The organism is Streptomyces sp. 71268, from assembly GCF_029392895.1.
Classification (GTDB): domain Bacteria; phylum Actinomycetota; class Actinomycetes; order Streptomycetales; family Streptomycetaceae; genus Streptomyces.
This window is the reverse complement of record NZ_CP114200.1, coordinates 2,969,268-2,987,710: the sequence shown is the minus strand read 5'-3', so window position 1 is coordinate 2,987,710 and position 18,443 is coordinate 2,969,268. Positions and strand designations below refer to the sequence as shown.

At 72.9% G+C, this 18,443-nt stretch carries 16 protein-coding genes; 5 read left to right on the top strand and 11 right to left on the bottom strand.

All coding sequences use genetic code 11. From position 1 onward, the window contains the following. Nucleotides 1-162: 162 nt before the first annotated feature. A complete protein-coding gene (locus OYE22_RS11050) occupies nucleotides 163-573 on the bottom strand; it encodes a hypothetical protein (RefSeq protein WP_348652202.1) in 411 nt (136 codons plus the stop codon). Further along, nucleotides 519-1,478: an SPFH domain-containing protein gene (locus tag OYE22_RS11045; RefSeq protein ID WP_277320252.1), complete on the bottom strand. Its 960-nt coding sequence runs from the start codon at nucleotides 1,476-1,478 to the stop codon at nucleotides 519-521. Before OYE22_RS11045 ends, OYE22_RS11050 begins: the two co-directional genes overlap by 55 nt. A 274-nt stretch (nucleotides 1,479-1,752) precedes the next feature. Here OYE22_RS11045 and OYE22_RS11040 point away from each other — a divergent pair, with 274 nt between their 5' ends. Further along, nucleotides 1,753-4,245 (top strand): transglycosylase domain-containing protein, encoded by a 2,493-nt coding sequence (locus OYE22_RS11040; RefSeq protein WP_277320251.1) that lies wholly within the window; start codon nucleotides 1,753-1,755, stop codon nucleotides 4,243-4,245. A gap of 126 nt (nucleotides 4,246-4,371) precedes the next feature. On the opposite strand, the gene OYE22_RS11035 is transcribed toward OYE22_RS11040, so the two are convergent. From OYE22_RS11035 to OYE22_RS11015, 5 genes are all read right to left on the bottom strand, one after another. Continuing rightward, entirely contained in the window at nucleotides 4,372-6,468 is a 2,097-nt protein-coding gene (locus OYE22_RS11035; protein ID WP_277320250.1) for a SpoIIE family protein phosphatase, read from the bottom strand. 56 nt (nucleotides 6,469-6,524) lie between these two features. Then, the gene (locus OYE22_RS11030) at nucleotides 6,525-7,229 is read right to left on the bottom strand and encodes a class I SAM-dependent methyltransferase (protein ID WP_277324084.1); all 705 of its coding nucleotides are present in this window, start codon (nucleotides 7,227-7,229) and stop codon (nucleotides 6,525-6,527) included. A gap of 120 nt (nucleotides 7,230-7,349) precedes the next feature. Then, nucleotides 7,350-8,045, bottom strand: a complete 696-nt coding sequence (locus OYE22_RS11025) for a DUF402 domain-containing protein (protein WP_277320249.1) — start codon at nucleotides 8,043-8,045, stop codon at nucleotides 7,350-7,352. A 303-nt stretch (nucleotides 8,046-8,348) separates the two neighbouring features. Then, complete coding sequence (locus OYE22_RS11020; protein ID WP_277320248.1) at nucleotides 8,349-9,740, bottom strand: class II fumarate hydratase; 1,392 nt, start codon at nucleotides 9,738-9,740, stop codon at nucleotides 8,349-8,351. Between the two features lie 253 nt (nucleotides 9,741-9,993). After that, nucleotides 9,994-11,670, bottom strand: a complete 1,677-nt coding sequence (locus OYE22_RS11015) for a fumarate hydratase (RefSeq protein ID WP_277320247.1) — start codon at nucleotides 11,668-11,670, stop codon at nucleotides 9,994-9,996. Between the two features lie 178 nt (nucleotides 11,671-11,848). Between OYE22_RS11015 and OYE22_RS11010 the strand changes: the two genes are divergently transcribed. Together OYE22_RS11010 and OYE22_RS11005 are read left to right on the top strand one after the other, a co-directional pair. Then, nucleotides 11,849-12,553: a DUF1707 domain-containing protein gene (locus OYE22_RS11010; protein WP_277320246.1), complete on the top strand. Its 705-nt coding sequence runs from the start codon at nucleotides 11,849-11,851 to the stop codon at nucleotides 12,551-12,553. Nucleotides 12,554-12,778: 225 nt separating this feature from the next. Continuing rightward, complete coding sequence (locus OYE22_RS11005; RefSeq protein WP_176163812.1) at nucleotides 12,779-13,135, top strand: WhiB family transcriptional regulator; 357 nt, start codon at nucleotides 12,779-12,781, stop codon at nucleotides 13,133-13,135. 176 nt (nucleotides 13,136-13,311) lie between these two features. Here OYE22_RS11005 and glpX read toward each other — a convergent pair whose 3' ends face one another. Next, entirely contained in the window at nucleotides 13,312-14,343 is a 1,032-nt protein-coding gene (glpX, locus tag OYE22_RS11000; RefSeq protein ID WP_176163813.1) for a class II fructose-bisphosphatase, read from the bottom strand. A 222-nt stretch (nucleotides 14,344-14,565) separates the two neighbouring features. Here glpX and OYE22_RS10995 point away from each other — a divergent pair, with 222 nt between their 5' ends. After that, the gene (locus OYE22_RS10995) at nucleotides 14,566-15,150 is read left to right on the top strand and encodes a DUF4245 domain-containing protein (protein ID WP_277320245.1); all 585 of its coding nucleotides are present in this window, start codon (nucleotides 14,566-14,568) and stop codon (nucleotides 15,148-15,150) included. Nucleotides 15,151-15,359: 209 nt separating this feature from the next. On the opposite strand, the gene OYE22_RS10990 is transcribed toward OYE22_RS10995, so the two are convergent. Both OYE22_RS10990 and OYE22_RS10985 read right to left on the bottom strand, forming a co-directional pair. After that, a complete protein-coding gene (locus OYE22_RS10990; protein ID WP_277320244.1) occupies nucleotides 15,360-15,953 on the bottom strand; it encodes a malonic semialdehyde reductase in 594 nt (197 codons plus the stop codon). A gap of 243 nt (nucleotides 15,954-16,196) precedes the next feature. After that, complete coding sequence (locus tag OYE22_RS10985) at nucleotides 16,197-16,475, bottom strand: exodeoxyribonuclease VII small subunit (protein ID WP_277320243.1); 279 nt, start codon at nucleotides 16,473-16,475, stop codon at nucleotides 16,197-16,199. A gap of 218 nt (nucleotides 16,476-16,693) precedes the next feature. On the opposite strand from OYE22_RS10985, the gene OYE22_RS10980 reads away from it, so the two are divergent. Continuing rightward, nucleotides 16,694-17,110 (top strand): hypothetical protein, encoded by a 417-nt coding sequence (locus tag OYE22_RS10980; protein ID WP_277320242.1) that lies wholly within the window; start codon nucleotides 16,694-16,696, stop codon nucleotides 17,108-17,110. 88 nt (nucleotides 17,111-17,198) lie between these two features. Here the strand turns inward: OYE22_RS10980 and xseA are convergent, their stop codons facing one another. Continuing rightward, nucleotides 17,199-18,422: an exodeoxyribonuclease VII large subunit gene (gene xseA, locus OYE22_RS10975; RefSeq protein ID WP_277320241.1), complete on the bottom strand. Its 1,224-nt coding sequence runs from the start codon at nucleotides 18,420-18,422 to the stop codon at nucleotides 17,199-17,201. Nucleotides 18,423-18,443 lie beyond the last annotated feature (21 nt).

Sequence of the window (18,443 nt, the reverse complement as noted above, 5' to 3'; positions counted from 1 at the left end):
CCTGGTGGGGAGGGGTTCGGCGGAATCGGGTCGGGGCGCGGGGCGTACGGGCCCGGGAAGCACGAAGCGACGCACCGCGCGGGGGCGCGGTACGTCGCCGGGGGGTCGGGGCGGGCCCGGGGAGCGGGCTCGGGCATCCGGAGTCGGGTCGGTGGAGCGCGCTCAGGCGTCCGGGTTCGGGGCCTGGTCCGGGTCCGGCTCGGGGTCCGGCTCGGGGTCCGGGGTGGTCGGGCTCGAGGTCGGGGCGGCGGGTGGCCCGGGCGCCTCGGTGGCCGGGTCGGCCGTGGGCTCCGGCGTGCGCGCCGTCTTCGGGGGGCGCCCGCGGCGCGGGATGGCGCCGACGTCGCCGGGGAGCCGGCCCGCGTCCGCGAGCGCCCGCCGCAGCAGGAACTCGATCTGGGCGTTGGCACTGCGCAACTCGTCCCCCGCCCAACGGGCCAGGGCGTCGTACACGGCGGGGTCGAGCCGCAGCAGCATCTGCTTGCGCTGCCGAGGCCGGCGCGGGGGGCGCTCCTCGGTCACTGGTAGAGCGAGCCCGTGTTCACGACCGGCTGCGGGGAGCGGTCGCCGCACAGCACGACGAGCAGGTTGCTGACCATCGCGGCCTTGCGCTCCTCGTCCAGCTCCACGATCTCGCGCGCCGCGATGCGCTCCAGCGCGTCCTCGACCATGCCGACCGCGCCCTCCACGATGTGCTGGCGCGCGGCGACCACGGCTCCGGCCTGCTGCCGCTGGAGCATCGCGGAGGCGATCTCGGGGGCGTACGCCAGGTGCGTGAAGCGGGACTCGATGATCCGTACGCCCGCCGCCTCGACCCGGGCGTGCAGTTCGACGGCGAGCTTCTCGGTGATCTCCTCGGCGTTGCCGCGCAGCGACAGGCCGCCCTCCTCGTGCGCGTCGTACGGGTACTCGATGGCGATGTGCCGTACGGCCGCCTCGGTCTGGGTGGAGACGAACTCCAGGAAGTCGTCGACCTCGAAGACGGCCTGCGCGGTGTCCTCGACCTTCCAGACCACCACGGCCGCCAGTTCGATCGGGTTGCCGTAGGCGTCGTTGACCTTGAGCACGGCCGTCTCGTGGTTGCGCACCCGGGTGGAGATCTTCTCGCGGCTGGTGAACGGGTTGACCCAGCGCAGCCCGTCGGTGCGGATGGTGCCCCGGTAGCGGCCGAAGAGCTGGACCACGCGGGCCTCGCCCGGCGCGACCGTGTTCAGTCCGCACATGGCCAGGAAGGCGGCGATGGCCAGCAGCGGGCCGCCGATGATCAGCGGCACGCCGGCCGCCGGCGTGCCGTCGTTGGCCAGCGCGATGCCGCCGACGAGCGCGCCGACGCCGCCGAAGAGGCCGAGCAGCCCGCCGAGCAGGGCGAGCCCGCCGCTGACGCTGTGCGCGGCGAACTCCCGTACCCGTGGCTCGGGCATCGCGGGCACGTCGGGGTCGTCGCCCGGGGTGGGCGTCCGTGGAGTGGTGTCGGTCATGGTGGGGTCCCCCGAGTCCGTGGGTTGGTCGCGCGCGGCACCGGGCCGGCGCGCGGCGGCGAGGTGGTCGCCCTCGCCCGTACGTAGTGTCTAGCAAAGTGATAACACATTTACGGCCGGGGCAACCCTCGGCCGCTGCCATTTGTCGGTTCTCAGTAGAGAAGTGCTCATTGTCACCTCCCGAAATGGCTTGATCGATGGGCTTTTGCCGTCTCTTGCGGTGTTAGCTACATGGTCTGACCTGGTGAGGTGAACGACTGGAGCGGCGGGAGACATGGGCCGAGCGGACGACAGGCGGGCGCGTCAGAAGCGCGCCCGCCGCGTGAGGAAACCCACTGGCGCCACGGCGGACAACGCGCCCGCGGCGATACCCGGCGGCACGCCCAGCGCGGCCACCGGCGCCGAAGGCCCCGCGCCGCGGAGCGCGCCGCGCTGGGCCGTACGCGGGCGCGCGTCCGCGAAAGCCGGCGAGGCGGGCAAGGCCGCCAAGGCCGGCGCCGCGTCGGCCAGGCCGAAGCGGACCGGCATCCGCCGCTTCTTCACCTGGCGGAAGCTGCTCGCCTACGCCCTCGGGATGGTCGCGCTTGTCATGGGCGCCCTCGCCGCGCTGTACGTGATCGTGGACGTCCCCTCGGGCAACGCCGCCGCCAAGGCCCAGTCCAACGTCTACCGCTACAGCGACGGGACGGTCTTCGCCCGCACCGGCGACATCAACCGCGAGTCGGTGAAGCTGTCCAGGGTGCCGAAGGACGTACAGCACGCGTTCGTCGCCGCCGAGAACAAGAACTTCTACAGCGACTCCGGCGTGGACCTCAAGGGCACCACCCGCGGCATCGTCAACACCGTCCTCGGCCGTGGCAAGCAGGGCGGCTCGACCATCACCCAGCAGTACGTCAAGAACTACTACCTCACCCAGGAACAGACCGTCTCCCGCAAGGTCAAGGAGCTGGTCATCTCGCTCAAGCTCGACCGGGAGAAGTCCAAGGACGAGATCCTGGAGGGCTACCTCAACACCAGCTACTTCGGCCGCAACGCGTACGGAATCCAGGCCGCGGCCCGCGCGTACTACGGCAAGGAGGTCGAGAAGCTGACCGTCCCCGAGGGCGCCTACCTCGCGGCGCTGCTCCAGGCCCCGAGCCAGTACGACTGGGCGGCGGCCGGGCCGGTCGCCAAGAAGCTGGTCAAGCAGCGCTGGAACTACGTGCTCGACAACATGGTCGGCAAGGACTGGCTGGACTCCGGCGCGCGGGAGGCCATGAAGTTCCCCGTCCCCGGGCCGCCCAAGGCGATCGCCGGCCACACCGGGCAGCGCGGCTACCTGGTGAAGCTGGCCGAACAGGAGCTGATCAGGGCGGGCGTGGACGAACAGGACCTGCTCGCCGCCGGCGGCTGGGACATCACGCTCAACATCGACCGCACCAGGCAGCGGGCCCTTGAGCGGGCCGTGGACACCGAACTCCTGGACGACCTCGACCCGAAGTCGCGACCGGTGGACGCGCGGGTGCAGGCGGGCGCGGTCTCGGTGGACCCGAAGACCGGCGGCATCGTCGCACTCTACGGCGGCCGGGACTACACCCGGCACTACGTCAACAACGCCACCCGCGAGGACTACCAGCCGGCCTCCACCTTCAAGCCGCTGATCCTCGCCTCGGCCTTCGAAAACGACGCCAAGACCCGCGAGGGCCTGCCGATCCGGCCCGGCACCATCTACGACGGCACCAGCGAGCGGCCGGTCAGGGGCAGCACGACGGCCTTCGCGCCGCCCAACGAGGACGGCCGCAGCTACGGCCCGATCAGCGTGCAGCAGGCCATGAACAAGTCGGTCAACTCCGTCTTCGCGCAGATGGCCGTGGACGTCGGCCTCGGCGACGTCAAGCGGACCGCCGTCGATCTGGGCATGAACCCGAAGGCCGGCGGCTTCGTCGAGCGGCCGGCGATGTCGCTCGGCGTGATGGGCGCCAGCCCGCTGGACATGGCCGGGGTGTACGCGACGCTGGACAACCACGGCAAGAAGGTCACGCCCACCATCGTGAAGTCGGCCGAGAAGCGCGACGACGAGGCGGACCTGCCGGACGCGGTGGGCGAGGAGGCCGTCAGCCGGAGCACCGCCGACTCCGTCACCTCCGTCCTCGCCGGCGTGGTGGACGACGGCACCGGCTCGGCCGTACGCACCGAGGGCCAGGCCGTCGCGGGCAAGACGGGCACGTCCGACGACAACAAGTCGGCCTGGTTCGTCGGCTACACGCCGGACCTGGTGACGGCCGTCGGCATGTTCGGCGAGGCCGACCAGACCAAGGGCAAGGTCAAACAGGGCGAGCAGGTCTCGCTGCGCGGCACGGGCGGTGGCGGCCGGGTCGACGGCGGCGCCTACCCGGCCCACATCTGGGCGGCGTACACCAAGGCGGCGCTGCGCGGCCAGGCCCCGTCGGCCTTCGACCTCGACACCGACCTCGGGCCGGCCGCCCCGACGACCCGGCTGCCCAGCGCGCCGCCCACGAGCCTCGCGCCGACCCCGGCCCCGACGACCAGCGAGCCGTCCCCGGAGCCGACCACACCGAGCCCGACGCCCACGCCCACCCCCGACCCGACCCCCACCTCGCCCGGGCCCACGCCGACCCCGGACCCGCCGTCGATACCTCCGACGCCCTCGCCGGACCCGACCGGCACGAGCCCGACCCCGGGCCCCGACCCGACGGGCGACCCGCCGATCGGCGCCGAGCCCGGCAAGCCGGGCCGCGAGAACCCGCGGTGGCCGCCGGCACCCTAGCCACGGCCACCCGGGACAGGCCCGGGCGCGCTCGCTCACGGAACGGGCCGTCCGGGGCCGGACGCACGGGCGCCCCGGGGCCCGGTGCAGGGGTCGCGGGGCGCGTTCCGGGTACGAGGTGGCCGGCTAACCAGGGTGGGCCGCGGCCTTGGGCGGCATGGCCAGCTCGAACCAGACCACCTTGCCGGTGCTCAGCCGGGTCGCGCCCCAGCGTCTGGCCATCCGGTTGACCAGGTACAGGCCGCGCCCGCCCTCGTCGGACGGGCGGGCCTGGCGCAGCCGAGGGAGCTGCGGCACGTCGTCGCCGACCTCGCAGCGCAGCACGTCCGTACGCAGCAGCCGCAGCGTGATCGGGCGCTCGGCGTACCGCACGGCGTTCGTCACCACCTCCGAGACCAGCAGCTCCACCGGGTCGGTCAGCTCCTCCAGGTCCCAGCGCGTCAGCGCCCGCCGGGCCAGCCGGCGGGCCTGTCCGGCGGTCTGCGCCTTGGGATCGAGGAACCAGTACGCCACGTCGCTGGGCGCGATGCCCTCGAAGCGGGCGGCGAGCAGCGCGACGTCGTCGTCCCGGTCGCCCGGGCCGAGCATGTCGAGCACCTCGTCGCACAGCGCCTCAAGCGGCGGCGGGTTCGGCCCGGTCAGCCGGGCGGTCTCGGTCAGCCGCTCGCGGAGCTGGTTGATGCCGGTCCACACGTCCCGGATGCGCGACTCGACCAGGCCGTCGGTGTAGAGCATGAGCGTCGCGCCCGCGGGCGCGTCCAGCTCCACCGCCTCGAAGTCCACACCGCCGACGCCGATCGGCGCGCCGGGCGGCACCCGCAGCACCTCGGCCCGGCCGCCGCGGTGCAGCAGCAGGGGCGGCGGGTGCCCGGCGTTGGCGACCACGATGCGGTGCGCGACCGGGTCGTAGACCGCGTACATGCAGGTGGCCATGCGGTCGGTGCCCAGGCGCTGGGCCTGCTCGTCCAGGTGGTGCAGCACCTCCTGCGGCGGCAGGTCGAGCCCGGCCAGCGTCTGGGCCGTCGTACGGAGCTGGCCCATGATCGCGGCGGAGGTCATGGAGTGGCCCATGACGTCGCCGACGACGAGCGCGACCCGGTTGCCGGGCAGCGGGATCGCGTCGTACCAGTCGCCGCCGACCCGCGCGCTCTCCGCCGCGGGCAGGTACCGGCTGGCCAGGCGCACCCCGGTGGGCTGGGGGAGCGAGTCCGGCAGCATGGTGCGCTGCAGCTCGTCGGCGATGTACACCTCCCGCCCGTACAGCACCGCCTTGTCCACGCCGAGCGCGGTGTGGGTGGCCAACTGGGCGGCGACCAGCAGGTCGTCCCGCTCGAAGGGCGGTCGCTCGGGGCGGCGGATGAAGACGGCGGCGCCGGTCACGCGGCGGCGGCCGCGCAGCGGCGCCAGGATGGCGCGGTTCCCCGTCGCCACGGTGCGGCCCTCGCCGAGCAGTTCCGGCAGCGCCGCGCGGGCCGCGGCCGAGTCGCCGAAGACCGGGCGCACCCCGCGCAACACCTCGGCCAGCGGCCCGCCGGCGCGTACCTCGCACAGGTCGGCCGCGGGCCCGCCGCCGAGCGCGGGCGACAGGTCGGGGCCCGATGGCAGCAGCGGCAGCCGGGTCTCGGTGTCGGCCTCCTCCGGAATGCGGTCGGTACGTCGCAGCCGCAGCATCACCGGGTCCACCGGGCGCTCGTCGCCGACCGGCAGCGGGTCCCGCAGGTAGACCAGGATCGCGTCGGCGAAGGTCGGCACGGTGGCTCGGCAGAGCCCGAGCACGATCTCGTCCAGGTCGATGCCGCGCGCGATGCGCCGGGTCGCGGCGCCCACGTAGCGCAGTCGCTCGCCGCCGCGCGCCGCGAGGGCGCTGGCGTCGGCCCCCGGCGTCCCGACGGCCGGGGGCTGCGCGGCCACGGGCACAGCAGGCCGCTGCGCGTCGGCGGGGGCCGGCCGCTCGGCGGGCGCCTGGGCCTGCCGGCTGACCGGGGCCGGTGCCCCGGGCGCGGCGGCCGGTGGCCCCGGATGGCGCGGCTCGGCCTCGTGCCCGGCCGGGCGCGGCCGGTGGTCGGGGTCGGGCTCAGACGTGGCGGCCGGACCGGGGCCCTGCCCCAGGCCGGTGCGTGGGTCGGGGACCGCGCCGTGCGCGTCTTCGGGCATGGCTGCGCCCGAGGCCGTCGCGGGTGCGGCGGCCTGCCTGCGGTCGTGGGAGGTGGGATGCTCCGTCACGCGTGGGTTTCCATCCGTCCGGGGCCGTGCGCCCGCGTCGGTCGGGCGCACCTGTGTCAGGCGCGTCGTCGGCAGTGCAGGAAGAGCTGGAGCTCCGGTGGCACGTCCGTGCTGGCTGGGGCGTACGCGTGCGAGTCCTCCGCCAGGACGTCGAAGCCGGCGTCCTGCACGACCTGGCGCAGTTCGTCCCGCAGGTAACCGGATACCCGAATCGTGTTGCCCAGGAACGGGATCGCGAAGTCGTCCACGTCCGCCTCCACCATGGCGATGGCCAGCAGGCCGTCGGGCTTCAGCAGCCCGTGCAGGGTGCGCAGCGCGAGCGGGATCTCCACGCGCGGCAGCATCAGCAGCGAGAAGTAGGCGCTGACCCCGTCGAAGCGGCCCAGGTCGCGCGGGCCGCCCGGGCCGAAGGGCGCCCCGGGCCGCAGCCCCGCGATGTCGGCGAGGTGGAAGGTGGCGCCCGGCACGTTGTCCCGGGCGATCTTGAGCATGCCGGGGGAGATGTCGATGCCGACGACCTCGTGGCCCGCGTCGCTCAGCTCGCGCGCGGTGGGCACCCCGGTGCCGCTGCCGACGTCGAGCACGCGGGAGTTCGCGGGCAGCGCGCCGGCCAGCCACCGGCTGGAGAGGACCTGCCCGTCCTTGTGGGGAAACGCTTCGTCGTACCGGTCCCCGATCGCGTCGAAGGCCTCGGCCTGACCGCTGCGATCGATCTCTAACCGGCCGTACGCCTCGTGCCCGTGGTGACCGTCACCGCTCACGACATCGCCCTTCTGTGACCGCACGTCAAATTCCGTACTTTGTTCGTGAGTTGCGTTTGATTGTTTCCTGCCGGAGCAGTGTTGCGGAGGACGATCCTACGTTTGAAGTCCAGGTGGACTTCAAGGGGCAGGCGACCTCGGGTGGCCCAGCGTGCGGTGCCAGTCCACCGGAAGCTCGGGTACCGGCCAGTTCGGGTCCGGGCGCCAGTCCTCCCAGCCGTCCCGGAACGGGGCCGTCCACGCGGTGATGGCCCGCACGGCGGCCCGGCCGGCGGACCGCACCCGTGCCGCCTGGCGCGGTGGCATCAGGCCCGCGCGCTGTGCCTGCGCGAACTCGTCCTCGTCCTTCCACTCCCAGCTCCGATCCGGGTAGACCGCGATGTCCAGGAAATGGTCCTCGGAGTCGACACCACCGCTCCAACGGACGCGGGGCTCCTCCAGGTTCACGTACCAGTTGCGGAAGCGCCAGCCACGGTCCCAGAACAGCCAGACCGACCACGGGTCGGCCGGCCGGGCCAGCTTGAGGACGCCGGTGCCCAGCCAGCGACACTGGGCGAGGGCGCGGGGCTTGGTGTAACGCGTGGTCAGCGGCTCGTGGTGGATCTCCGTGCCGTCGGCCAACCGCGGCTTGACGCAGCGCGTGTCGGCGGCCAGCCAGACGGCGAGCAGCTCGTCGGTGTCCTGTACGACGGTCACCGGACGGCAGATGTGGATGCGGTCGCGACCGTTGGCCCGGTAACGCCACAGGACCTGGTCCCCCGGCGACCAGTGGGCGGCGCCGGTCGCGCCCCTCGTCTCCACCGTGTCCGCTGTCATGAGCAGATCTTAGGCGCGGCAAAGCCGCCGCGCCGTGACGAATCCCATTTCCTGGAGTGCACGGGAGGCGGACACGGGGGGAACGGCTGGCGGCCGGGGGCGCGCGTCGCCCCTCGCCCGCCGCCGCCGACCTCTCGTGCGCCGCGCGACGGCGGCGCCGCGCGCCGCCGCGCCCCCGGGCCCGCGCGCCGCCCCGGCCCCACCGGCCGGCGCGCTACGGGGCCACCGGCGCGGGGCCCGAACGGGGTTCGCGCGGGGCTCGCACAAGTCCCGTACGGGGTGCCGCGCGGGCGCTCCGTGGGCCTACGGGTGCGTCATCCGCAACACGTCGAGAGCCTCGTCGAGCTGGGCGAGCGTCAGGTCGCCGCGCTCCACGTAGCCCGCCTCCAGGACGACCTGACGGATGGTCTTGCGCTCGGCCAGCGAGCGCTTGGCCACCTTCGCCGCCTCCTCGTAGCCGATGTACCGGTTGAGCGGGGTGACCACCGACGGCGAGGACTCCGCGTACTCCCTGGCCCGCTCGACGTTGGCGGTGATCCCGTCGACGGTGCGGTCCGCGAGCAGCCGGGCCGCGTTGCCGAGCAGCCGGATGGACTCCAGCAGGTTCTTCCCGATCACCGGCAGCATCACGTTCAGCTCGAAGTTGCCCGCGGCCCCGGCCGTGGCCACCGTCGCGTCGTTCCCGGTGACCTGCGCGGCCACCATCAGCACCGCCTCGGGGATCACCGGGTTGACCTTGCCCGGCATGATCGAGGAGCCCGGCTGGAGGTCGGGCAGCGCGATCTCGGCGAGCCCGGTGCGCGGCCCGGAGGCCATCCACCGCAGGTCGTTACAGATCTTGGTGAGGCCGACCGCGATGGTCCGCAACTGGCCCGAGGTCTCCACCAGGGCGTCGCGCGCGCCCTGCGCCTCGAAGTGGTTCCTGGCCTCGCTCAGCGGGAGCCCGGTGGTACGGGCCACCTCGGCGATGACGGCCGCCGCGAACCCGGGCGGGGTGTTGATGCCGGTGCCCACGGCGGTGCCGCCGAGCGGCAGTTCGGCCAGGCGCGGCAGCGCGCCGCGCAACCGCTCCACGCCGTAGCTCACCTGCGCCGCGTAGCCGCCGAACTCCTGGCCGAGGGTGACCGGGGTGGCGTCCATCAGGTGCGTGCGCCCCGACTTCACCACGGCGGCGAACTCCTGCGCCTTGCGCCCGAGGGCCTCGGCGAGGTGGTCGAGCGCCGGGATCAGGTCGGCGGTGACGGCCGCGGTGGCGGCGATGTGGATCGAGGACGGGAAGACGTCGTTGGACGACTGGCTGGCATTGACGTGGTCGTTGGGGTGCACGGGCCGGCCGAGGCGCTCGGTGGCCAGCGTCGCGATCACCTCGTTGGTGTTCATGTTGGACGAGGTGCCCGAGCCGGTCTGGAAGACGTCGACCGGGAAGTGCTCGTCCCACCGCCCGTCCGCGACCTCGCCGGCCGCGCCGGCGATCGCCTCCGCGATCTCCTTGTCGATCACCCCGAGCCCGGCGTTGACCGTGGCCGCGGCCGCCTTGATCTGGGCGAGCGCCTGAATGTGCGCCCGCTCGAGCCGCTGCCCCGACACCGGGAAGTTCTCCACCGCCCGCTGCGTCTGCGCCCGCCACTTGGCGTCCGCCGGAACCCGCACCTCACCCATCGAGTCGTGCTCGATCCGGTACTGCTCGTCGCTCATCGTCGACCCACCTCCTGGCAAGACCAGCGTCTGTCCGGTTCCAGGTGTTCCCGAGCGACCCTATCGCCCGTGAATACCGTGAGTAACGCAGCGAGAGGGCAGGTCGGAGAGGCGTACCGATGGCCTACGCGGGCCCGCCCCGGCCGCGCGGCGGCTCACGTCCCGACCGTACGACGAGCCGCCGCACGGCGAGAGCCCCCGACGCCGGGAACGCGTCCTGGCCGGGGGCTCTCTCGTACGGCAACGGCGCGGGTCAGTCCGCGGTGCGCACCGGGATGCTGGTCAGCAGGGGCTGGGTCGGGGACGGGTCGGCGAAGAAGTCGTTGCCCTTGTCGTCGACGACGATGAACGCCGGGAAGTCCTCGACCTCGATCCGCCAGACGGCCTCCATGCCCAGCTCCTCGTACTCCAGGACCTCCACCTTCTTGATGCAGTCCTGCGCGAGGCGGGCGGCGGGGCCGCCGATGGAGCCGAGGTAGAAGCCGCCGTGGGTGGCGCACGCCTTGGTGACCTGGGCGGAGCGGTTGCCCTTGGCCAGCATCACCTTGGAGCCGCCGGCCGCCTGGAGCTGCTCCACGTACGCGTCCATCCGGCCCGCCGTGGTCGGCCCGAAGGAACCGGACGCGTACCCCTCGGGGGTCTTGGCCGGGCCGGCGTAGTAGACCGGGTGGTCCCTGAGGTAGGCCGGCATCTCCTCGCCCGCGTCCAGCCGCTCCTTGATCTTGGCGTGCGCGATGTCGCGGGCGACGACCAGCGTGCCGGTGAGCGAGAGCCGGGTCTTGACCGGGTGCCGGGACAGCTCGGCCAGGATGGCGTCCATCGGCTGGTTCAGGTCGACGGCCACCGCGTCCAGGTCCGGGCCGGCGCCCTTGGTCAGCTCCTCGGCCGTGGTCTCCGGCAGGAAGCGCGCCGGGTCGGTCTCCAACTGCTCCAGGAACACGCCCTCGGCGGTGATCTTCGCGACCGCCTGCCGGTCGGCCGAGCAGGAGACGGCGATGGCCACCGGGCAGGACGCGCCGTGCCGCGGCAGCCGCACCACGCGCACGTCGTGGCAGAAGTACTTGCCGCCGAACTGGGCGCCGATGCCGATCTTCTGGGTCAGCTCGAAGACCTTCTCCTCCAGCTCCCGGTCCCGGAAGCCGTGCCCGGTGGGCGAGCCCTCGGCGGGCAGCTCGTCCAGGTAGTGCGCGGAGGCGTACTTGGCGGTCTTGAGCGCGTACTCCGCGCTGGTGCCGCCGACGACGATCGCGAGGTGGTACGGCGGGCAGGCGGCGGTGCCGAGGGAGCGGATCTTCTCCTCGAGGAACTTCATCATCGACGCCTCGTTCAACACCGCCTTCGTCTCCTGGTAGAGGAAGGACTTGTTGGCCGAGCCGCCGCCCTTGGCCATGAAGAGGAACTTGTAGGCGTCGCCGTCCGTCGCGTACAGCTCGATCTGGGCGGGGAGGTTGGAGCCGGTGTTCTTCTCGTCCCACATGGTGAGCGGGGCCATCTGCGAGTACCGCAGGTTGAGCTGGGTGTACGCGTCGTAGATGCCGCGCGAGAGGGCCTCCTCGTCGCCGCCGGCCGTCAGCACCTGCTGGCCGCGCTTGCCCATCACGATCGCGGTGCCGGTGTCCTGGCACATCGGCAGCACGCCGGCCGCCGCGATGTTGGCGTTCTTCAGCAGGTCGAGCGCCACGAACCGGTCGTTCGGGCTGGCCTCCGGGTCGTCCAGGATGCGCCGCAACTGGGCGAGGTGGGCCGGGCGCAGGTAGTGCGAGATGTCGTGCATGGCCTCGGCCGCCAGCTTCCGCAGCGCCTCCGGCTCCACCTTGAGGAACGTCCGCCCGTCCGCCTCGAAGGTGCTCACACCCTCGGCGGTCACGAGCCGGTACGGGGTGGTGTCCGGGCCAACGGGAAGCAGATCCGTGTACGCGAACTCAGGCATCGGGGGCCAATCCTCACTGCGGTTAGTCGCTGACGTCCATGGCAGGCGCTTCCCGGGGCAGAGCGAGGGGAGCGCCCACCAGAGTAGAACGGCGGTCCGACACCGTGTCGGTGAGGTGGGGCTCAGGAGACGCGGGCGCCTCTATCGCGATCTATCGCGTATCGCTAGGCTGGGGCGCGTGGACGAACACCAGCCGGTTCCCTTGACCAAGCCCGACGCCGCACCCCCGACCGCCACCCCGACGGTGGCCCCGGCCGTGCCGGCGGACGCCATCCGGGCCTCCGACGCCGACCGCGACCGCGTCGCCGACATCCTCCGCGAGGCCCTGGCGGAGGGGCGCCTGACCGCAGAAGAGCACGCCGAGCGGATCAGCGGGGTGTACGAGGCGAAGACGCGGGGTGAACTCACCCCGTTCGTACGGGATCTGCCGACGGCGGGCGCCGCGATGAGCCCGGACGGGACGCGGGCGGCACGCCCGGCCTCCGCCAGCACGCCCACGCTGCCGCCCCCGCGCAACTCGCTCACCGACAACCTGATCGCGGTCTTCGGCGGCGCCGGCCGCCGGGGGCGGTGGCGGGTCGGCCGAAAGACCAACGCGTTCGCGCTCTTCGGAGGCGTGGAGATCGACCTGACCGAGGCGGTCTTCGAGCAGCAGGAGATCGTCATCCAGGCCACCGCGATCTTCGGCGGCGTGGAGATCCGGGTGCCGGAGAACGTCACGCTGCGCTCGGCGGGCACCGGCATCTTCGGCGGCTTCGACGTCGCCGACACGGAAGCGGAGGATCCGGCGGCCCCGGTGGTGGTCGTCAGCGGCTTCGCGGTCTTCGGTGGCGTGGAGGCCAAGCCCAAGCGCGGGAAGCGGATCCGGAACCTGAACGCTTAGCGGCGCGAACGGACGGTCGAAAACCCCCAGTACGGCGGGTCGGAAACGCACAGCCCCACGCACCGAACGGAACGTCTGTACGACGCGAGGCAACCGTGTGCATAAGCACCCGCACAGCGGGTAAAGCTTCGTGCATCGTCTCTCGTACGGCTGCGGGCGCGAACGGTCGTGCGCAGCGAGGCGGGCAAGGGTGACCCAAACCGGAGCCGTCGTCAGGAGTAGACCGTGCTGCAACCGCATCACCCCCTGCAGGACGCCGCCGTGCCCCCGCAGCGTGAGCACGCTCGCGATCAGGCCGGCCCCTGGCATTCCGAGGCGGTGTGCCGCCGCGACGAAGCCGGGCTCTTCTTCGCCCCCTCCAAGGAACCGACCGCCGCCCGGCTGTCCCGGGAGGAGGCCGCGAAGCGGGTCTGTGCCCGCTGCCCGGTCATGGTCGAGTGCCGGGAGCACGCGCTCATACAGCCCGAGCCGTACGGCGTGTGGGGCGGCCTCACGGCGGCCGAGCGCCGCGTGGTGCTGGCCCGCCGCCGGCGGCGCGAGGCGGAGCTGCAGCGAGCGGTACGGGTCGCCGCGGCGGGCTGACGGCGCCCCCGCCGAGCGCCCGACTCCCGCCCGCGGCCCACGCCCCGACCTCACCCAGGTGCCACCGCTGTCCCGCGTCCCACGCGCGCGGAAAGCGGGGGAGCCGGGTCCGCCGTCCATCGGCGGACCCGGCTCCGTTGTGCCGTACCAGCGCTGTGCCGTACCAGCGCGGTGGGTCAGCGTGCGCGCTCGAAGTCGACCGAGGCGTACGCGCGCAGCTTGGACAGCCGGTGGGTGGAGTCGATCTGCCGGATCGTGCCCGACTTCGAGCGCATGACCAGCGACTGGGTGGTCGCGGTCTCGGCCCGGTAGCGCACGCCGCGCAGCAGGTCGCCGTCGGTGATGCCGGTGGCCACGAAGAACACGTTGTCGCCGCTGACCAGGTCGTCGGTCTGGAGCACCCGGTCCAGGTCGTGGCCCGCGTCCAGGGCGCGCTGGCGCTCCACGTCGTCCTTGGGCCACAGCCTGGCCTGGATGGTGCCGCCCAGGCACTTGATCGCGCAGGCCGCGATGATGCCCTCCGGGGTGCCGCCGATGCCGAGCAGCAGGTCCACGCCGGTGCCTTCGCGCACGGCCATGATCGCGCCCGCGACGTCGCCGTCCGAGATGAACTTGATCCGGGCCCCGGCCTCCCGGACCTCCTTGACGATGGAGTCGTGGCGCGGCCGGTCCAGGATGACGACGGTGACGTCCTCCGGGCTGGAGCGCTTGGCCTTGGCGATGCGCCGGATGTTCACGCCGACCGGGGCCGTGATGTCCACGAACTCGGCCGCTTCCGGGCCCGTCACGAGCTTGTCCATGTAGAAGACGGCCGACGGGTCGAACATCGAGCCGCGCTCGGCGACGGCGAGTACCGAGACCGCGTTGGCCATGCCCTTGGCGGTGAGCGTGGTGCCGTCCACCGGGTCGACGGCCACGTCGCACTCCGGGCCGGTCCCGTCGCCGACGCGCTCGCCGTTGAAGAGCATCGGCGCTTCGTCCTTCTCGCCTTCGCCGATGACGACGACGCCGTTCATCGAGACCGTGTGCACGAGCGAACGCATGGCCTTGACGGCCGCGCCGTCCGCGCCGTTCTTGTCGCCACGGCCGACCCAGCGGCCGGATGCCATGGCGCCGGCCTCGGTCACCCGGACCAGCTCCAACGCGAGGTTGCGGTCGGGGGCCTCGGGGCTGACTTCGAGGGGGGACGGCAGATGATGCTCGGTCATCGGAACGCACCTTTCTGTACGGCGACGGCCGTGTGACCCCTCCCGCCCGAAGCGGGGCAAGGAGGGCGAGGGTGTGCACGACTTTATCGGTACGCCGCGAAAATGAGCAGAGCACCCCACGTATGAGCGCGATCACTCGACCTGTGGAGATCCACCGCGCGGCGGATCGGGGCCGCTGGTCAGAGCGCTCGGGTCATAGGGGACCATGGTGCTGTGGCCGGTATGCGTGGTGAGAATCGAACCGTACAGAATCTGGTGCTGTCGTTGGGCGTGACGATGGTCGCCGCGGTGGGCATCTACGTCTTCATTCCGCACGATGACAGCAAAGACCCGATCAAGACGGTGAACACCCGCGTCGAGGTCGACCAGGTGCGCCGAACGGCCCCCTACGCCGTCGCCGCTCCCGAGGGGCTGCCCAAGGACTGGCGCGCCACCTCGGTCAGCTACCGGGGCAAGTCGGACTTCGGCGCCGTGTGGCACCTGGGGTACCTGACGCCCGACAAGGAGTACGTGGGCGTCGAGCAGAGCGACACGGACCGCGTACGGAACTACGTGGCCGACGTCACGCACAAGGCCAAGCAGCGCGGCGGTGCCGTCGAGGTCGACGGCAAGAAGTGGAACCGGTACGCGGGCGAGAAGTACAACGCGCTGGTCCGCGAGGAGCCGGGCGTCACGACCGTGGTCACCGGTACCGCGCCCGAGCGGGACCTGCTGCGCATGGTCGACGCGCTGGAGATGAAGAAGGGTCAGCGGCCCAGCTTCGCCCCCCAGGGCGCCGAGTCCGCCCCGGCCAAGCCCGCCGAGTGAGGCCCTAGCGGGCCCAGCGGGCCAGTGATCTAGCAGGTCAGTGGGCCAGCGGCCCAGCGACCCAGCGACCGTACGGGTTGGTGGGCCGGCGCGTAGGGTGCCGGGCCGCTTCCGAGACGCGCGACGCCCCCGACCCGGGTGGGGGCGGGGGCGCGGTACGGCGTGGCCGGCGGGCGGGGCCGCCGGCGGTGGCCGGAGCCGGGGTGGGCTCAGACGGTGGTGACGACCTCGTCGTAGTCCAGGCGGGGCGAGCGGGGGTTGAAGGCGCCCTCGCCCGGCTTGCCCAGGTTGACCACGGCCAGCACCTGGTGGTCGCCGTCGGCGAAGAACTCCTTGCTCAGGCCGGCCGCGTCGAAGCCGGTCATCGGGCCGGCGGCGAGACCCGCCGCGCGGACGCCGAGGATGAAGTAGCCGATCTGGAGCGAGGCGTTGAACGTGCCGGCCTGCTCGCGCACCGGGCGCTCGGCGAAGAAGGCGTCCTTGATGCCCGGGGCGTGCGGGAAGAGCTTCGGCAGTTCCTCGTGGAACTCGTGGTCCACGGCGAGCACGGCCACCAGCGGGGCGGCGGCGGTCTTCGGGCGGTTGCCCTCGGCCATGTGCGAGACCAGGCGCTCACGGGCCTCGGGCGAACGGACGAGCAGCACCCGCAGCGGCGACATGTTGAACGCCGTGGGGGCGTACTTGACCAGGTCGTAGATCGCCTTGATCTGCTCCTCGGTCACCGGCTCGTCGGTGAAGGTGTTGGCCGTGTGGGCCTCACGGAAGAGCAGGTTCTGGGCGGTCGCGTCCAGGGCGAGAGTCATGACATACCTTCTGCTTGTTTGTGCTGGTCTAGCGGCACAAGGCCGAGCTTGGCGTCTCTCACTGTACGCGTTTTAGATTAAGTTTCAACTAAAACGTTGCGGGGGTGCCCCAGGTCACGCGTTCCCGCGTGCCCGATCGTGGTGCGCCCTCGCCTTGCTCTCCCGCGCGGCACACGACGCCTCACCCGCCCGGGTCGCGTCGGCGCGGGTCAGATCGGGGTGTGGTCCGGCGGCGGCGCCGGGTCAGTCCGCGTCCTCGCCCTCGCCGGGTGTCGCGCCCGACGCGTTGTCGTCGGCGGCGGCGTCGGAGCGCTCGGCGAGGGCGGCGTCGAGCCGCGCCCGCGCGCCGTCCAGCCAGCGGCGGCAGACCTGCGCCAGCTCCTCGCCCCGCTCCCACAGCGCGAGCGACTCCTCCAACGTGGTGCCGCCCGTCTCCAGTCGCCGCACCACCTCGACCAGCTCGTCCCGCGCCTGCTCGTACCCGAGCGCGGTCTCGGTCGACTTCTCGCCCGTCTTCACCATGCCTCCAGCCTATGTGCGCGGTACGACAGCGGGGTTGCGGTCGTATGGCGTCACCCCGCAGGTCCGCCCCGGGCGGGGACCGGTCACGGCGGGCCGGCGTTACACCTGGACCGCGCCCGGGACAGGGCGCGGCGGGGAGCATCGGCCGTTCGTTCGTCGGCGTCCGTCCGCGCCCGTTGTCCGGCGTACCGGAGCCAGCCCATCGGAAGGAAACGATCGTGGCACGAACCCTGCGCAGGCTCAGCACGGCCACGGCCCTGCTCGGCGTGGTGATCCTCGGCGTGGCGGGCCCCGCGTCCGCGGCCGAGACCGCCCACAACAAGAAGACCCAGCACCTCACGGACCGGCCCACCAGCGGCATGGCGAAATCCTGCGTCGAACGCGGCATCCACCTGGCGGCGAGTACGTACGACTGGCTCCAGTCCGGAGGGATGGGGGAGCGCTCGAACCTGTACCTCGGCGAGGGCTCGTACACCTGGCGGGACTGCCTCTACCCGAAGAACGGCTACTACGAGCACTGGACGTCGCTGAACCCCGACCACCCCGACTGGGAGACGATCAAGCTCAACGGCGACTGGAAGCCGTCGGTTCCCGGCGACTGGACGTGGGGCTCCGTTCTCGACCCGCGCTTCTGACCGGTCGCCGCGCGGTGGCGAAGGGGTCCCGACGGCCTCGGCGCCACCGCCGGCCCCGGCCCGGCAGACCCGCGTACGCCCCCGCCCGCTACGACTCCCCGGCCGGTCGCTCCGCCGTCACCGTGAACGCGCCGTCGGCGACCCGGGCCCGCAGCCGCTCGCCGTCGGCGACCTCAGCGGCCTCCCGTACCACCGCGCCGTCCTCGTGCTGGAGCACCGCGTACCCCCGGCGCAGGGTCGCCGCGGGAGATAGGGCCACCACGCGCGCGCGGGTGTGGGCGAGTTCGGAGTCGGCGCGGTCGAGGAGGTGGCGCAGCGTGCCGCGGCTGCGGTGCAGCAGGGCCGCGACCTGCTCCTCGCGGTCGTCCACCATGCGCTCCGGCTGCCGCAGACACGGCCGGGCCAGGGCCGCGGCCAGGCCGCGCTCCTCGCGGTCGAGGTGGCCGCCGACCGCGCGCAGCGCGCGCTCGCGCAGGTGCCGTACCCGGGTCAGCTCCTCGCCGACGTCCGGTACGACCTTCTTGGCCGCGTCCGTGGGTGTGGAGGCCCGCAGGTCGGCGACGAGGTCGAGCAGCGGCGAGTCCGGCTCGTGGCCGATGGCCGAGACCACCGGGGTGCGGCAGGCGGCGACGGCCCGGATCAACTGCTCGTCGGAGAACGGCAGCAGGTCCTCCACGCTGCCACCGCCGCGCGCCACCACGATCACGTCGACCTCGGCGTGGGCGTCCAGCTCCTTGACCGCCTCGATGACCCGGGGCACCGCGTGCACCCCCTGCACCGGCACCGTGCGCACCTCGAACCGCACCGCCGGCCAGCGCAGCCGCGCGTTCTCCAGCACGTCCCGCTCGGCCGCCGAGGCCCGGCCGCAGACCAGACCGACGAGCTGCGGCAGGAACGGCACCGGGCGCTTGCGGTCGGCCGCGAAGAGGCCCTCGGCGGCCAGCGACTTCTTCAGCCGCTCCAGCCTGGCCAGCAGCTCGCCCACGCCCACCGGGCGGATCTCCGCCGCCCGCAGCGAGAGCTGGCCGCGCGGCGCGTACCACTCCGGCTTGGCGTGCACCACGACCCGCGCGCCCTCCGAGACCGAGTCCGCCACCTGCTCGAAGACGGACCGGAAGCACGTGACGGTCAGGGAGATGTCGTACGAGGGGTCGCGCAGCGTCAGGAACACCACGCCCGCGCCGGGCCGCCGGGAGAGCTGGGTGATCTGCCCCTCCACCCACACCGCCCCCAACCGGTCGATCCAGCCCCCGATGAGCCGGGACACCTCGCCGACCGGAATGGGCGTCTCCGCAGACGTTTGCCTAGCCATGCGCACGAGCGTAGCCGCGGC

Bases quoted from the DNA above. Each gene is read 5' to 3' on its own strand.
- OYE22_RS11020 (WP_277320248.1), bottom strand. From the start codon at position 9,740: ATGAGCGACGAGCAGTACCGGATCGAGCACGACTCGATGGGTGAGGTG.
- OYE22_RS10990 (WP_277320244.1), bottom strand. From the start codon at position 15,953: ATGACTCTCGCCCTGGACGCGACCGCCCAGAACCTGCTCTTCCGTGAG.
- OYE22_RS11040 (WP_277320251.1), top strand. From the start codon at position 1,753: ATGGGCCGAGCGGACGACAGGCGGGCGCGTCAGAAGCGCGCCCGCCGC.
- OYE22_RS11015 (WP_277320247.1), bottom strand. From the start codon at position 11,670: ATGCCTGAGTTCGCGTACACGGATCTGCTTCCCGTTGGCCCGGACACC.
- xseA (WP_277320241.1), bottom strand. From the start codon at position 18,422: ATGGCTAGGCAAACGTCTGCGGAGACGCCCATTCCGGTCGGCGAGGTG.
- OYE22_RS10995 (WP_277320245.1), top strand. From the start codon at position 14,566: ATGCGTGGTGAGAATCGAACCGTACAGAATCTGGTGCTGTCGTTGGGC.
- glpX (WP_176163813.1), bottom strand. From the start codon at position 14,343: ATGACCGAGCATCATCTGCCGTCCCCCCTCGAAGTCAGCCCCGAGGCC.
- OYE22_RS11045 (WP_277320252.1), bottom strand. From the start codon at position 1,478: ATGACCGACACCACTCCACGGACGCCCACCCCGGGCGACGACCCCGAC.
- OYE22_RS11025 (WP_277320249.1), bottom strand. From the start codon at position 8,045: ATGACAGCGGACACGGTGGAGACGAGGGGCGCGACCGGCGCCGCCCAC.
- OYE22_RS10985 (WP_277320243.1), bottom strand. From the start codon at position 16,475: ATGGTGAAGACGGGCGAGAAGTCGACCGAGACCGCGCTCGGGTACGAG.